The 14,373-nt window shown below is 65.1% G+C and carries 13 protein-coding genes; 9 read left to right on the top strand and 4 right to left on the bottom strand.

The window, feature by feature from the left end; all coding sequences use genetic code 11:
- Window positions 1-103: 103 nt before the first annotated feature.
- The 3 genes from ymfI to HJY11_RS08225 all read left to right on the top strand — a co-directional run bounded on the left by ymfI (window position 104) and on the right by HJY11_RS08225 (window position 2,267).
- A complete protein-coding gene (ymfI, locus tag HJY11_RS08235; protein WP_208075507.1) occupies window positions 104-841 on the top strand; it encodes an elongation factor P 5-aminopentanone reductase in 738 nt (245 codons plus the stop codon).
- Between the two features lie 272 nt (window positions 842-1,113).
- Entirely contained in the window at window positions 1,114-1,671 is a 558-nt protein-coding gene (locus HJY11_RS08230) for a nucleoside 2-deoxyribosyltransferase (RefSeq protein WP_208075506.1), read from the top strand.
- Entirely contained in the window at window positions 1,662-2,267 is a 606-nt protein-coding gene (locus HJY11_RS08225; protein WP_208075505.1) for a nucleoside 2-deoxyribosyltransferase, read from the top strand. The genes HJY11_RS08230 and HJY11_RS08225 overlap by 10 nt, the downstream gene beginning before the upstream one ends.
- A 197-nt stretch (window positions 2,268-2,464) precedes the next feature.
- Here the strand turns inward: HJY11_RS08225 and mnmA are convergent, their stop codons facing one another.
- The 4 genes from mnmA to rnhA form a co-directional block, all read right to left on the bottom strand.
- Entirely contained in the window at window positions 2,465-3,544 is a 1,080-nt protein-coding gene (mnmA, locus tag HJY11_RS08220) for a tRNA 2-thiouridine(34) synthase MnmA (RefSeq protein ID WP_208075504.1), read from the bottom strand.
- The gene (gene nifU, locus HJY11_RS08215; RefSeq protein ID WP_208075503.1) at window positions 3,537-3,962 is read right to left on the bottom strand and encodes a Fe-S cluster assembly scaffold protein NifU; all 426 of its coding nucleotides are present in this window, start codon (window positions 3,960-3,962) and stop codon (window positions 3,537-3,539) included. Before nifU ends, mnmA begins: the two co-directional genes overlap by 8 nt.
- Before the next feature lie 82 nt (window positions 3,963-4,044).
- Window positions 4,045-5,232 (bottom strand): cysteine desulfurase NifS, encoded by a 1,188-nt coding sequence (gene nifS, locus HJY11_RS08210; RefSeq protein WP_208075502.1) that lies wholly within the window; start codon window positions 5,230-5,232, stop codon window positions 4,045-4,047.
- Window positions 5,233-5,444: 212 nt separating this feature from the next.
- Window positions 5,445-5,897 (bottom strand): ribonuclease HI, encoded by a 453-nt coding sequence (rnhA, locus tag HJY11_RS08205; protein WP_208075501.1) that lies wholly within the window; start codon window positions 5,895-5,897, stop codon window positions 5,445-5,447.
- A 422-nt stretch (window positions 5,898-6,319) separates the two neighbouring features.
- Between rnhA and HJY11_RS08200 the strand changes: the two genes are divergently transcribed.
- The 6 genes from HJY11_RS08200 (at window position 6,320) to hpt (ending at window position 14,352) form a co-directional block, all read left to right on the top strand.
- A complete protein-coding gene (locus HJY11_RS08200; protein WP_208075500.1) occupies window positions 6,320-8,419 on the top strand; it encodes a ribonuclease J in 2,100 nt (699 codons plus the stop codon).
- A 52-nt stretch (window positions 8,420-8,471) separates the two neighbouring features.
- Window positions 8,472-10,448, top strand: a complete 1,977-nt coding sequence (locus HJY11_RS15665) for a DHH family phosphoesterase (protein ID WP_208075499.1) — start codon at window positions 8,472-8,474, stop codon at window positions 10,446-10,448.
- Between the two features lie 52 nt (window positions 10,449-10,500).
- On the top strand, window positions 10,501-10,947 hold the full coding sequence (gene rplI / locus HJY11_RS08190; protein ID WP_208075498.1) for a 50S ribosomal protein L9: 447 nt from the start codon (window positions 10,501-10,503) through the stop codon (window positions 10,945-10,947).
- 118 nt (window positions 10,948-11,065) lie between these two features.
- A complete protein-coding gene (gene dnaB / locus HJY11_RS08185) occupies window positions 11,066-12,421 on the top strand; it encodes a replicative DNA helicase (RefSeq protein ID WP_368041563.1) in 1,356 nt (451 codons plus the stop codon).
- Window positions 12,411-13,808 carry a tRNA lysidine(34) synthetase TilS gene (tilS, locus tag HJY11_RS08180; protein ID WP_208075497.1) on the top strand — a complete coding sequence of 466 codons (1,398 nt, stop codon included), beginning with the start codon at window positions 12,411-12,413 and terminating at the stop codon, window positions 13,806-13,808. The genes dnaB and tilS overlap by 11 nt, the downstream gene beginning before the upstream one ends.
- A 4-nt stretch (window positions 13,809-13,812) precedes the next feature.
- Window positions 13,813-14,352, top strand: coding sequence for a hypoxanthine phosphoribosyltransferase (gene hpt / locus HJY11_RS08175; RefSeq protein WP_208075526.1), 540 nt, complete (start codon window positions 13,813-13,815; stop codon window positions 14,350-14,352).
- The last annotated feature ends 21 nt before the right edge of the window (window positions 14,353-14,373 follow it).

The following is a 14,373-nucleotide window of genomic DNA, read 5'->3' as shown; positions in this document are numbered from 1 at the left end:
CGGCCGGTGCAGCCTTTGGCTGTGCCGGCCGGCGCAATTTGCCCAAAGGGGAGAGCTGTGCTATACTCACTCTGAAAGAAAAGACGGATGGAGGGGAAGCGCTATGGGGAGAACGGCGCTCATCACCGGCGGCTCCCGGGGCATCGGCGCCGCCTGTGTCAGGGCCTTTGCCGCCGCCGGATGGAAGGTGGCCATCAACTACTGCCACAGCTGTGGGGCGGCCGAGGCCCTGGCGGGGGAGTTGGCGGCCGCTGGCGCGGCGGTGCTGGCGGTGGGGGCTGACGTCTCTGACTGCGGGGCAGTGGAGGAGATGTTTGCGCAGATTGAGCGGGACCTGGGCCCGGTGTCTGCCCTGGTCAACAACGCCGCCATCGCCCCCCGGCAGGGCCTTTTCACCGACCTGGACAGCGAGAGCTGGCGGCGGCTCTGTGGGGTGGACCTGGACGGCGCGGTCCACTGCTGCCGGCGGGCCCTGCCGGGGATGATCCGGGCCGGGGGCGGCAGCATCGTCAACCTCTCCTCGGTCTGGGGGGTGCAGGGGGCCTCCTGCGAGGTGGCCTATTCCGCCCTCAAGGCGGGGATCATCGGCCTGACCAAGGCCCTGGCCAAGGAGGTGGGCCCCAGCGGGGTGCGGGTCAACTGCGTGGCCCCCGGCGTCATCGACACCGAGATGAACGCCCACCTCACCCCCGCCGGCCGCCGGGAACTGGCCGAGGCCACCCCTCTGGGCCGGCTGGGACAGCCGGAGGAGGTGGCCCAGGCAGTCCTCTTTTTGGCGGGGGAGGGGGCCTCCTTCATCACCGGCCAGGTGCTGGAGGTGGGGGGCGGTTTTCCCACTTAAAAAGAAGCAGAGAGTCCCTTCTCGACGGCGGGAAGGGACTCTCTATTTTTTGGTTTCCAGCCCAGTATAGCGAAGGGGGGAGAAGCTGTCAACGGCCTGGGACGATCCTTGTAGAGGGGCATCAAAAGCCCCGCTCATCTTTGGGGGCTTTGCGCATTTACAGCCTGGTGATTTCTCCCTATACTGATAGCGTACTCATCGGTCAACGCTGGTGGAGACACGTTACATCGGCCTGTACTGGTAGTGTGCCAAATCAATTGAGGAGTGATGAAATGGCAAGCAAACAGACCATCTGCCTGTGCACCCCCCAGCGGTATGCGCCGGATTGGGAACAGCAGCGACAGAGGTACCAACGGGCCTGCGAGGAGCGGGGCTTTGCCCTGTTGGAACCCACCTGCTCGGGCCAGCGGGTGGAGGACGACTTTCACAGCTGGATGGAGACCGTTCGGCGCTGCGACATCCTGGTGGGGGACATGAACAACTTCCGCGGCTGGGAACCCGATTCGGGGGCCTGCTTTGCCCTGGGCGCGGGCTATGTCTGGGGGAAGAAAATCTACCTCTACTTAGACGACCTGCGCAGCTGCGCCGAGAAGTTCACCGAGGAGAAGTACCAGGACGAGCCGGGGGAGCAAATCGACATCACCGCCCCCGAAAACCAGAACAAGGGAACCGTCTCCAAGGGCTGGCGGGACAAAGAGGGGATCGTCCTGGAAAACGGCCCCCTGAACCTGATGATGTCCGCCCACGCGCCCATGGTGGAGGGCGGTTTTGAGGAGGTGCTGGAGCGAATCCAGCAGGACGGGGAAGGGGGTGCGCACCGGTGTTTATAGACAAAAATGGGGCGGTTCGCCGCCCGGTGGCCTACCTGGCTGGGCCGGACATGTTCTGGCCCAATGGAATGGAGATCGGCGCCGGATATGTGGAGTTGAGCCACCGCTACGGCATCGACGGCATCTTTCCCCCCGACCCCGCCAGGGAGGACCAGTACCGGGAGTACACCCCGGCGGACAACTCGCAGGAGGAGCTGGAGAAAAAGATCTTCACCCACGACATGAACCAAATCTACCGCTCGGACATGATCATCGCCAACCTCAACGACTTCCGCCGCGGGCAGGAGCCCGACTCCGGCACCGCCTTTGAGTGCGGGGCCGCCTGGGCCCTGGGGCTGCGCTGCTATGCCTTTATGGCGGACATCCGCCCCCTGGTGGAGCGCTTTTCCGGCGCCAAGCACCAGAATTTAGAGGGCCGCTGGGTGGACGAGCAGTGCTACCTCATCGAGGACAGGGGCCTGCCCTACAACCTCTTTTTGGGGGTGCCCTTCACCTTTGTGCAGGGGACAATGGAGGACGCCATGAAGCGCGCCCGGGCCGATTTTGACCGGGAGCTGGCGGCCGCCGGATACCCGCCCTACACCCCGGCGGGGTGAGGGGGAGGGGAGAAGCGCCCTTCCCAAACCGAGAAAAGAGAGCTGTGCCCCCGGCCCACCGGCCGGGACACAGCTCTCTTTTAGTCGTCCCCTTTTAAAAGGTAGGCGGCTATTTTCCGCCGAAGAAGTAGCCCAGCAGCACCAGGGCCACGATCACCCCGATGGTCATCACCAGCACCTTCATGGCAGAGGGCTTTTCACGCGGTTGCCTGGGATCCATCTGCAGCACCTCCGTTCTCCGGCCGGGGCCGGTCGATGATCCCGCCGCCGATCACCAGGCCGTCCTGATAAAAGACCGCCGACTGGCCGGGGGCCGGCGCCCGCTGGGGCGCCTCGAAGCGGACGGTCAGATCGCCGCCGGGCAGGGGGTGCAGGGTGGCGGGGCAGGGTTTGGCCACCGAGCGAATCTTCACCAGCACCCGGGCCCCCTCGGCGAGTTGCGTCGGGTCGGGGGCGCAGACTTCCCGCAGGGCGATCTCCTGGGCGTACTCCTCCCCCGCGTCGCAGAGGAGGACATCCCCGCTGGCGGGGTCGATGGCGCGCACGAAAACCGGCCGCCCCAGGGCAATGCCCAGCCCCTTGCGCTGGCCCACCGTGTAGTGGGCAATGCCCCGGTGGGGCCCGGCGGGACTGCCGTCGGGGGCGATGAACTGCCCGCGGCGGGAGGGGCCGCAGCGCCCCTCCACATAGGCGGGATAATCGCCGTCGGGGATGAAGCAGTTCTCCTGGCTGTCGGGTTTGTCGAAGGTGGGCAGCCCCGCCTCCTGGGCCAGCCGGCGGACCTGGGGCTTCTCCATCCCCGCCAGGGGGAGCAGCAGCCGGGCCATGATCTCCTGGGGCAGCCGGTAGAGCATATAGCTCTGGTCCCGCTGGGCCGACTGGGCCTGGGTGAAGTAGCAGGTGTCCCCCCGGCGCACAATCCCCGCGTAGTGGCCGGTGGCCATCCAGTCGTAGCCGCCACGGCGCATCTCCTCATAGAGGGCGGCAAACTTGACGGTGGGGTTGCAGCGGACACAGGGGTTGGGGGTCTCGCCGGAGAGGTAGCTCTGGCAGAAGTAGTCGATGACCTCGCGGGAGAACCGCTCCCTCAAGTTGCAGACCGTCAGGGGCACCCCGAAGAAGTCGGCTGCCAGCCGGGCGTCCTTTACCGCCTGGATGTGGGCGGGGGACATGTCAAAGACCACCCCCCCCACCTCATAGCCCTGGCTTTGCAGCAGGGAGACGCAGGCGGAGGAGTCCACCCCCCCGCTCATGGCGACCAGGACCCGCTCAGCCATGGCAGGCTTCGCAGTCGCCGATCTCCCCCACGATGGGGGTCGGGTCGATGCCCTGCTTGCGGTAGTAGTCGCTCAGGGCGGCCTTTACCGCCTGCTCGGCCAGCACCGAACAGTGAATCTTGGCCGGGGGCAATCCGTCCAGCGCCTCGACCACCGCCTTGTTGGAGAGTTTCAGCGCTTCGCTGATCTTCTTGCCCTTGATCATCTCGGTGGCGATCGAGCTGGTGGCGATGGCCGCACCGCAGCCGAAGGTCTTGAACTTCACGTCGGTGATGGTGTCCCCGTCGATCTTCAAGTACATCTTCATAATGTCGCCGCACTTGGCGTTGCCCACCTCGCCGACGGCGTCGGCGTCCTCGATCTCGCCCACGTTGCGGGGGTTGGAGAAGTGATCCAGTACCTTTTCAGAATAGAGCATTTGTCATCCGCCTTTCCGGTTTTAAAATGTGTGTTGAGAGGGGCGCGTTCGGGGGAAAGGTCCGCTCGCGCCCGGCCGGGCGCTACTGCTCGGCTTTGACGATCTTCTCCCACAGGGGGGACATGGCCCGCAGCCGCGCCACCACGGTGGGGATGGTCTCTGTGATGTAGTCGGCCTCCTCTTCGGTGATGTCCTCGGCCAGGGAGAGGCGCAGGGAGCCGTGGGCCACGTCGTGGGTCAGCCCCAGGGAGAGCAGCACATGGCTGGGGTCGAGGGAGCCGGAGGTACAGGCCGAGCCGGAGGAGGCCGCGATCCCGTTGAGGTCCAGCATCAGCAGCAAAGACTCGCCCTCCACCCCCTCGAAGGAGAGGTTGATGGTGCCGGGCAGCCGCTTCACCGGGTCGCCGTTGAGGCGGGTGTGGGGCAGCTTGAGGGCCTCGGCGATGATCCGGTCCCGCAGGGGGGTCAGGTGCTCCCTCTTGCGGGCGATGGCCGCCGGGGCGCAGGCCAGCTCGATGGCCCGGCCCAGCCCCACGATGGAGGCCACGTTCTCGGTCCCGGCGCGGTGTCCCCGCTCCTGGCCGCCGCCGTCGAGCAGGTTGGGGATGGCGATCCCCCGCCGCAGGTAGAGGGCCCCCACCCCTTTGGGGCCGTGGAACTTGTGGGCCGAGAGGGAGAGCATGTCGATGTTCTGGGCCTTCACGTCGATCTCCACGTTCCCCACCGCCTGCACCGCGTCGGTGTGAAACCAGACCCCCCGCTCGCGGCAGATGGCGCCGATCTCGGCGATGGGCTGGATGGTGCCGATCTCGTTGTTGGCGTACATCACCGACACCAAGGCCGTCTCGGGGCGGATGGCGGCAGCCACGTCGGCCGGGTCCACCAGTCCCTCGGGGCTCACCGGCAGGTAGGTCACCTGGCAGCCCAGCTGCTCCAGCTTCTGGGCGGTGTGGAGGATGGCGTGGTGCTCAAACACGGTGGTGATCAGGTGGGTTTTCCCCTTTTTGGCCAGGGCCATCACGGCCGCCTTGAGGGCCCAGTTGTCCGCCTCTGAACCGCAGCCGGTGAAGTAGATTTCCCCCGGCTCGCAGCCCAGGGCGTTCGCCGTCTGCACCCGGGCGCGCTCGATGGCCGCCAGGGCGGCCCGCCCCTTTTGGTAGATGCTGGAGGGGTTGCCGTACTCCTCTTTTAAAAAGGGGAGCATGGCCTCCAGCACCGGCTCGCTCACCGGGGTGGTGGCGGCGTTGTCCGCGTAGATATATCTGCTCATGGATCACACCTCATATCTCTGTAAAATGGGGGCCAGCTGCGCCCTCTGGCGCGGCTGGGGGACCCGTCGGCTCTAATATACACCAATTTAGTATGGATTGCAAGGGCCCGCCCGTCTTTTTTCAAAGGGAGGCCGCCGAAGGAGGGGGGCCCGGCCCAAAAGCGGGCTCTGATAAAATGGTATTCCCCGCCGCCCCGATTGGCGACAGCCGATCAGCGCCCGGCGGCGAAGCGGTCGCGCTGGGCCACCGCCAGAGCGTCGCAGCGCTCGTTTTCCGGGTGGCCGGCGTGGCCCTTGACCCAGTGCAGGGTCACCTGGTGGGTCTCCAGCAGCTCCAGCAGCCGCCCCCAGAGGTCGGGGTTGAGGGCGGGCTCCTTGTTTCCCTTGCGCCAGCCGTTTTTTCGCCAGCCCACAGCCCAGCCCTTCTGCACCCCGTCCACCAGGTATTTGGAGTCGGAGTAGAGCTCCACCTGGCAGGGGCGTTTGAGGGCGGCCAGGGCCTCGATGGCGGCGGTCAGTTCCATGCGGTTGTTGGTGGTCTGGGCCTCCCCGCCGGAGAGCTCCCGCACCGCGTCGCCGCAGCGGAGGATGGCGCCCCAGCCCCCGGGGCCGGGGTTGCCGCTGCAGGCGCCGTCGGTAAAAATTTCCACTTGATTTGCAGGCATCTCTCTGCCTCCCTTTCCCGCCTGGCCCCCGCCGCAACAGATGGGGGCCGGCGCTTTTTCCAGTATACCCAAAAAGGACCGGCGGCACAAGCGCCGGCCCTTGGAGGAGGGGAGATATTTCTCGTCCAAACGGCCCATACTGGGAAAAGACGGAAGGGCGGGGGAGGCGCTTCCCCTTCCTTGACATTTGCGGGGAAAACGGATAGTATGATTTTATCTGTATCTGTACGTTTTTCCCTGCGCCCTTTGGCGCAGCGCGTGGCCGCAGACCCTCTGCGCGTCGGCAGAGCCGGGCGGCTGCGCACCCTTTCCGGGCATTCGGAAAATCCTACAATCCAATCAACGAAAAGAAAGAGGCGCCCTGCGGGGCGCCTGCGGCGGCTGTGCCCAAAGGGCCCGCCCCGCAGTAACAGGAGGAACAAATGGCAGAATCAACCACCGACAAGAACAAGTCCCAGGGGGCTTCCCAGCCCCAGCAGAAAAAGAGCGGCCGCAGCGGCGGCAACCGCCGCCCCCGCCAGGGGCAGGGCCGCCCCGCCAAAAAGGCGACCCCCGCCCAGGCGGCCAAGGCGCAGGAGCAGGCCCAGACGGGCGCGGCCAAGCAGCCCGTCCAGCAAAAGCAGGCCCCCCAGAAAAAACAGGCCGCGGCGGCCAAGCAGCCCGCCCAGGGCGGTCAGCGGCGGCCCTCGAGCCGCAGCCGCCAGCCCAAAAAGGCGACCCCCGCCCAGGCGGCCAAGACCGCAGCCGCCGCCCAGAGTGCAGCGGCCCCGGCCATCGCCCCCTCCAATCAGCTCCCGGCCGAGGGGAAGAAAAAGATCCCCTTTGGCGGCCGCAAAAAGTCCGCTTCGGGCAAAAAGGGCGGCGCTCTGCCGCTGCGCATCGTCCCCCTGGGGGGACTGCACGAGGTGGGCAAAAACTGCACCGCCGTCGAGTACGGCGATGACATCGTGGTCATCGACTGCGGCCTCACCTTCCCCGACAGCGACATGCCCGGGGTGGACATCGTCATCCCCGACTTCACCTATTTGATCGAAAACAAAAAGCGGATTCGCGGCGTGGTTCTCACCCACGGACACGAGGACCACATCGGCGGTCTGCCCTATCTCTTAAAGGAGATCAGCGTCCCCCTCTACGGCACCCGGCTCACCCTGGGCCTGGTGGAGGGCAAGCTGGAGGAGCACCGCCTGCTGGAAAAGAGCAAGCTCAACGTGGTGGCCGCCGGCGACCGGGTGCAGCTGGGCAAGATGCAAGTCGAGTTCATCCGGGTCAACCACTCCATCCCCGGCGCGGTGGCGCTGGCCTTCCACACCCCCGCGGGGACGCTGGTGCACACCGGCGACTTCAAGATCGACTACGACCCCATTGACGGGGAGATGATCGACCTGGCCCGCTTTGCCGAACTGGGCAAGGAGGGGGTCACCGCCCTGCTGATGGACTCCACCAACGCCGAGCGCCCCGGCATGACCGCCTCTGAGCGCAGCGTGGGCCGCTCCTTTGAAAACCTCTTTGCCAAGGCGGGCAACCGGCGGATCATCATCGCCAGCTTCGCCTCCAACATCCACCGCATCCAGCAGATCATCGACACCGCCCACAAGTTCCGGCGCAAGGTCCTCGTCAGCGGCCGCAGCATGGAAAACGTCACCGCCCGCGCCATCGAACTGGGCTACCTCAAGGTGCCCAAGGGCCAGCTCATCGAATTGGACGAGGCCGGCGATTACCCGCCGGAGAAGCTGGTGGTCATCACCACCGGCAGCCAGGGAGAGCCCATGGCCGCCCTCTCGCGGATGGCAAACGGCACCCACCGGCAGCTGTCGGTCAACAGCCGCGACTTCATCATCATCTCGGCCCGGCCCATCCCCGGCAACGAAAAGCATGTGGGCAATGTGGTCAACGCCCTCTTCAAGCTGGGGGCCGAGGTCATCTACGAGAGCATGTACGAGGTGCACGTCTCCGGCCACGCCTGCCAGGGCGAGCTCAAGACCATCCTCGCCTTGACCAAGCCCCAGTACTTTATGCCGGTGCACGGCGAGTACCGCCACCTCATCAAAAACGCCGGTCTCGGCCGCTCTTTGGGCATCCCCGAGAAGAACATCGTCATCAGTGAAAACGGCCGGGTGGTCGAGTTCGGGCCCCGGGGCGTCAAGAAGGACGAGCTGGTCACTGCCGGCAGGGTCATGGTCGACGGCCTGGGCGTGGGCGACGTGGGCAGCATTGTCCTGCGCGACCGCAAGCGCTTGAGCGAGGACGGACTGCTGACCATCGTCATCACCATCGACTCCGAGACCAGCGAAGTGGTCGCCGGCCCCGACATCGTCACCCGCGGCTTTGTCTATGTGCGCGAGAGCGAGCAGCTGATCAAAGAGGCCCGGGCGGTGGTTTCCAAAACCCTCGACAAGTGCCTGGAGAGGGAGGTCAACGACTGGGCCGACTTGAAGCTGAACATCCGCGAAGCCCTGTCCATGTTCCTCTTTCAAAAGACCAAGCGCAGCCCCATGATCCTCCCCATCATCATGGAGGTCTGAGGCAACGATCTGGCCGCCCCAGGCGGGGCGGCGCCATTGGGAAGGTGAAGGCGTGAAGAAAAGCTACAAGGGATTTTATCCCCTCCTCTACGTGATCGCAGGCTGCTGTGTGTTGTTGACAGCGCTGGCCTGGTTTGTCCACCCGCTGCTCTGCGCGGCCATGGGTGTGGTCTCTGCCGGGGTGGTGGCCGTCGCCTGGTGGATGATCGCCGGTCTGCGCCGGCGGGCCTTTCAGGTCATCGATGTGGTGGCTTCCGACATCACCTTTGAGCGGGGGGCGGCCATCCAGTCCTTTCCCCTGCCCACGGCGGTCACCGCGGCGGACGGGGAGATCCTCTGGCACAACGGCCTCTTTGCCGCCCTCTTCGGCAAGGGGGAGGGGGACTGTTTCAGCGACGGCCTCTCCCGGCTCATCTCCGGCTTCAACCTGGCCAAGGCCAAGCAGCCAACCGGGTGCCCGGTTCGCATTGGCGACCGGTTCTTCTCGGCCTTTGCCGCCGTCTCCCTGCGGGAGGGGCGGGAGGCCTCGGTGATCTATCTCTGCGAGACCACCAAGCTCAAGCGAGACTCCATCGAGTACCTGCAGTCCCGCCCCTGCATCTTCAGCATCCTGGTGGACAACTACGACGACATCCTCCAGTCCTATAAGGAGAGCGAGAAGGCCCGGGTCACCGGCGAGGTGGAGCGGAGTCTGGAGGAATTTGTGGGCCGGCAAAACGGCATCCTCATCAAGATGAACAACCGCCGCTTCTTCGCCGTGGTGGAGTACCGCTACATGCACAAGATCATTGAGGAGCGCTTCTCCATCCTCGACGACGTGCGCAAGATCACGGTGGACGGCAAGGTGCCCATCACCGTCTCCATCGGGGTGGGGATGCAGCCGGACAACCTCACCGGCAACCTGGAGACCTCCCGCCACGCCCTGGACATGGCCCTGGGCCGGGGGGGCGACCAGGTGGCGGTCAAGACCGTCAACGGCTACGACTTTTACGGCGGGGTCTCCAAGGGGGTAGAGAAGCGCACCAAGGTGCGGGCGCGAATCATCGCCTCCGCCCTGCTGGAACTCTGTAAAATCCACCGGCAGGTCATCATCATGGGCCACCGCTTCTCCGACATGGACAGCGTGGGCTCCTCCGCCGGGCTCTGCCGGGGACTGCGGCTGCTGGGAATCGACGCCTTTGTGGCCATCGACCGGCAGACCACCCTCTCGGCCCCCCTCATCGAGCAGATCGGCGCCGCCGGATTTGAATCCCTCTTTGTCGACGCCTCCGCGGCCCGCGACCTGGTGGATGACGAGACTTTGGTGGCGGTGATGGACACCCACGCCAAGCCGATGGTGGAGGTGCCCGAGCTGCTGGAGCGGTGCAAGTCGGTGGTGGTGATCGACCACCACCGCAAGCGGGTCGACTACATCGAAAACGCCGTCATCTTCTACCACGAGCCCTACGCCTCCTCCGCCTCCGAGATGGTGGCTGAGCTGCTGCAGTACCTGGGCGACGGGGAGAAGGAGGTGGAGGCCGTCTTCGCCGAGGCCCTGCTGGCCGGGCTGGTTTTGGACACCAAGAACTTCGCCGTCAAGACCGGGGTCAAGACCTTTGAGGCGGCGGGCTACCTGCGCTCCCTGGGGGCCGACACGGTGGAGGTCAAGCGGCTCTTCTCCTCCACCATGGAGGACTTTCAAAACCGCACCGCCATCGTCACCGGGGCCCATGTCTACAAGAGCTGCGCCATCGCCAAATCCCCCGACGACATCCCCGACATCCGGGTGGTGTCGGCCCAGGCGGCGGACGAGTTGCTGGAGATTTCCGACGTGCGGGCCTCCTTCGTCCTCTTCTCCCAGGGCAGCCAGGTGAACATCTCGGCGCGCTCCCTGGGGCAGCTCAACGTCCAGTTGATTTTGGAGAGTTTGGGCGGCGGGGGGCACCACACCATGGCCGGCGCCCAGTTGCGGGAGACCAGCCTGGACACCGCAGTGAAGATGCTGGAAAAATCCATCGACCTCTACTACGAGCAAAATCACATTCAATAGATACCAGATGAAAAGACCCCCGCGAGCGGGGGAGAGAAGGGAGAGAACGGCCATGCAGGTCATTTTGAAACAGGACGTGAAGGGAACGGGTAAAAAGGGAGAGTTACATAAGGTTTCCGACGGGTACGCCCGCAACTTTTTGCTCCCCAAGGGGCTGGCCATCGAGGCCGACGCCCAGGCCATCAACGACCTGAAGAACAAGCAGGCCGCCGCCGAGCACCACACCCAGGAGGACATTGCCCGCTGCCGGGAGGAGGCCGCCAAGATAAACGGCAAAATCGTCACCGTCAAGGCCAAGGCCGGCAAAGAGGGCAAGCTCTTCGGCTCGGTCACCGGCAAGGAGATCGCCCAGGCTGTGCAGGCCGCTTACGGCGTGGCGGTGGACAAGCGCAAGATCAAGCTGGACACGGCCATCAAGGCCTTTGGCAGCTACAGTGCCCAGGTGAAATTTGCCCACTCCATCGAGGCGGAGATCAAAGTTTCGGTGGTCGAGCTGTAACAGCGCCGCAGGGGGACGACGGCGGGCCGGGAAAACCGGCCCGCCCGCGTCCCCTTTCGCCGTGTAAGTGAAAATCGAGGCGGGCCTCTGGGGCGCCGCCCAAGAAGGAGGGAGTGCGGTGGAACCGCTGCAACCAACCGGGGACGTGTACGGCCTGAACATGCCCTACAACCTGGAAGCCGAACAGTCGGTGCTGGGCGGCATCCTCATCGACCCCAACTGCCTCTCCACCGTGTTGGAAAGGCTGAAGCCCGAACACTTTTACAACCCCCAGCACCGGGAGATCTACGCCTGCATCATCCGGATGTTCACCGCCGGCGAGCCCATTGACTTTGTCACCCTGCTCAACGAGGTCTGCGACCGGCAGATTTTCGAGACCAAAGACCAGGCCAAAATCTACCTGACCAACATCGCCCAGATGGTGCCCTCCCTCTCCAACATGGAGACCTACGCCCGCATCATCGAGGAGAAGTACTACCTGCGCACCCTTCTCTACACCGCCCGGGACATCATCGACACCACCTCCGAGGGGGAGCAGGACGCCAAGATGCTGCTGGACATCGCCGAGCAGAAAATCTTCGACATCCGCCAGGGGCGCACCACCCAGGGGCCCCAGCGCATCGACGGCATCATCATCGACACCTTTGACAACCTGCAGCAGATTTCCGGCGACGACAAGCAGGCCTTCACCGGCCTCTCCACCGGCTTTTCGGCGGTGGACAGCCTGATTTTCGGCCTCAACAAGTCCGACCTGATCCTGCTGGCGGCCCGCCCGGCCATGGGCAAGACCAGTTTCGCCCTCAACATCGCCACCAATGTGGCCAACCGCAGCGACAAGGCGGTGGTCATCTTCTCGCTGGAGATGAGCAAGGAGCAGCTGGTCTCCCGCGTCCTCTCCAGCGAGGCGTCCATCTCCAACTCGGCCTTTCGCACCGGCGATCTGACCGGGCAGGAGTGGGCCAACCTGGTGGCGGTGGCCGAGCACCTCTCCCAGAAGGAGATCTACATCGACGACTCCTCGGGGATCACCGTCCCCGAGATGAAGGCCCGGCTGCGGCGGATCAAGAACCTGGGGCTGGTGGTCATCGACTACCTGCAGCTCATGACCTCTGGCCGCCGCATCGAGAGCCGGGTGGCGGAGGTGTCCGAAATCACCCGGAGCCTGAAGATCATGGCCAAGGAACTGGACGTGCCCATCATCACCCTCTCCCAGCTCTCCCGCGGCCCCGAGAGCCGGCCCGACAAGCGGCCAATGCTCTCCGACCTGCGGGAGTCCGGCTCCATCGAGCAGGACGCCGACATCGTCATGTTCCTCTACCGGGACGAGTACTACAACCGGGACACCGAGGACGTGAACATCGCCGAGTGCATTGTGGCCAAAAATCGCCACGGCGAGGTGGACACGGTGAAGCTCAGCTGGGACGGCTCCTACACCCGCTTTGCCTCGCTGGAAACCTACCGCGATGCCCCGTAACCCAAAGGGGGAGGGGCTGCGGGCAGCCGTCTGCGACACGGTGCGGCGGCACCGGATGTTTTCCCCCGGCGAGCGGGTGATCGTGGCCCTTTCGGGCGGGCCGGACTCGGTGGCCCTCCTCCACGCCCTGCTGGCGAGTGAGGGGGAGCTGGGAGCCCGGCTCTCGGCCTGCCATCTCAACCACCGGCTGCGGGGGGAGGAGGCCGGGCGGGACGAGGCATTTGTCCGCGATCTCTGCGAGCGGTGGGGGGTGCCCCTCTACGCCTTTTCCGAGGACGTGCGGGCCGCCGCCCGGTCCCGGGGCATCTCGGAGGAGCTGGCGGGACGGGAGATCCGCTACCGCCTCTTCGGCGAACTGGCTGTGCGGGAGGGGGCGAAGATCGCCACCGCCCACCAGCTCACCGACCAGGTGGAGACCGTCCTCTTTCGCCTCACCCGCCGCGCCGGACTCGACGGGCTTTGCGGCATCCCGCCGGTGCGGGGTCCCTTTATCCGCCCCCTGCTGGGCTGTACCCGGGCCGAGGTGGAGGAGTACTGCCGGGAGGAGGGGCTCCCCTTTGTGGTGGACTCCACCAACGGGGACGAGGCCTATGCCCGCAACCGCATCCGGCTGCAGGTGTTGCCCGCCCTGCGGCAGCTCAACCCCAGTTTGGAAAAAACGGTGGCCGCCACCGCCGGCTACCTGGCCCAGGACCGGGATTTTCTCAATCTCCAGGCCGCCGAGGCATATGCTGCTTGCAGGGGCCCCGGCGGCGGGAGATCCCCGTCCCTGGAGGCCGCCGCCTTTGCGGCCCTCCACCCGGCCCTGCAGGGCCGGGTGGCCCGGCTCTTTTTAACCGACTGCGCCCTGCCCGCCACCGCCCTGGCCGCCGAGGCGGTGGCGCGGTTGGCTCTGGGGGAGGAGGGGGAGCGGGAGCTGGCCGCCGGGCACTACCTGCGCCGCCAGGGGACACTCCTCGTCTGCCGGGAGCGGACTGCCCCCCTCCCGCCGTCGCGCCCCTGTGAATTGGCGGTGGGCAAAAGCGCCAGTATTTTTGGCAAAACCCTCACCCTCTGTGTCACAACAGCGGAAAATAGCGCAATTCTAGAAAAAGTTCACAAAAACCACTTAATAAATTGTATGGACTATGATAAACTAAAGACTACACTTGTTGCGCGCGGCCGCCGGGCAGGGGACAGTATCTCCCTCTCCCGGCGGGGCGTCACCAAAACGCTGAAAAAGCTGTTTTGCGAGCTGGGTATCCCCCCCGAAGAGCGGGGGCGGGTCCCGGTGGTCGCTGACGGCGAAGGGGTGGTCTGCATCCCCGGCGTGGACGTGGCGGCCCGGGTCGCCGTGACTGGAAAAACCGAGAGGATAGCGGTACTGTACTGCGGGGAGGACGTATAAAATGATGAAAGACGACGTGCTGAAGACCCTGATCGGCGAAGAGGAGCTCAAAAAGCGGGTGCAGGAGCTGGGGGAGCAGATCACCCGGGACTACCAGGGCAAAAACCTGCTGCTGGTGAGCGTGCTCAAGGGCTCGATCGCCTTTATGGCGGATTTGATGCGGGCCATCGACCTGCCTCTGTCCATCGATTTCATGGCGGTTTCAAGTTACGGCGCGGGGGTCAAGACCTCCGGCGTGGTCAAGATCATCAAGGATCTGGACATCGACCTCAAGGGCTATGACCTGCTGATTGTCGAGGACATCCTCGACTCGGGGATGACTCTTAGCTACATCATGGAGATGCTGGAGGCCAGGGAGCCCAGCTCGGTGAAAATCTGCACCCTGCTCGACAAGCCCGAGCGCCGCCAGGTGGCGGTGGCCCCCGCCTATGTGGGCTTTACCGTCCCCGACGAGTTCGTCATCGGCTACGGGTTGGACTATGACGAGAAGTACCGCAACCTCCCCTATATCGGCGTTCTCAAACCAGAAGTTTACACGAAATAGCAAAAGCAGTCAGTTAGGAGG

It is taken from the genome of Bittarella massiliensis (ex Durand et al. 2017) (genome assembly GCF_017566145.1).
Taxonomy (GTDB): Bacteria; Bacillota; Clostridia; order Oscillospirales; family Ruminococcaceae; genus Bittarella; species Bittarella massiliensis_A.
This window is presented reverse-complemented; position numbering and strand designations above follow the sequence as displayed.

Coding starts and splice junctions, on each gene's coding strand:
- ymfI (WP_208075507.1), top strand. CDS start 104: ATGGGGAGAACGGCGCTCATCACCGGCGGCTCCCGGGGCATCGGCGCC.
- HJY11_RS08230 (WP_208075506.1), top strand. CDS start 1,114: ATGGCAAGCAAACAGACCATCTGCCTGTGCACCCCCCAGCGGTATGCG.
- mnmA (WP_208075504.1), bottom strand. CDS start 3,544: ATGGCTGAGCGGGTCCTGGTCGCCATGAGCGGGGGGGTGGACTCCTCC.
- nifU (WP_208075503.1), bottom strand. CDS start 3,962: ATGCTCTATTCTGAAAAGGTACTGGATCACTTCTCCAACCCCCGCAAC.
- nifS (WP_208075502.1), bottom strand. CDS start 5,232: ATGAGCAGATATATCTACGCGGACAACGCCGCCACCACCCCGGTGAGC.
- rnhA (WP_208075501.1), bottom strand. CDS start 5,897: ATGCCTGCAAATCAAGTGGAAATTTTTACCGACGGCGCCTGCAGCGGC.
- HJY11_RS08200 (WP_208075500.1), top strand. CDS start 6,320: ATGGCAGAATCAACCACCGACAAGAACAAGTCCCAGGGGGCTTCCCAG.
- rplI (WP_208075498.1), top strand. CDS start 10,501: ATGCAGGTCATTTTGAAACAGGACGTGAAGGGAACGGGTAAAAAGGGA.
- tilS (WP_208075497.1), top strand. CDS start 12,411: ATGCCCCGTAACCCAAAGGGGGAGGGGCTGCGGGCAGCCGTCTGCGAC.
- hpt (WP_208075526.1), top strand. CDS start 13,813: ATGAAAGACGACGTGCTGAAGACCCTGATCGGCGAAGAGGAGCTCAAA.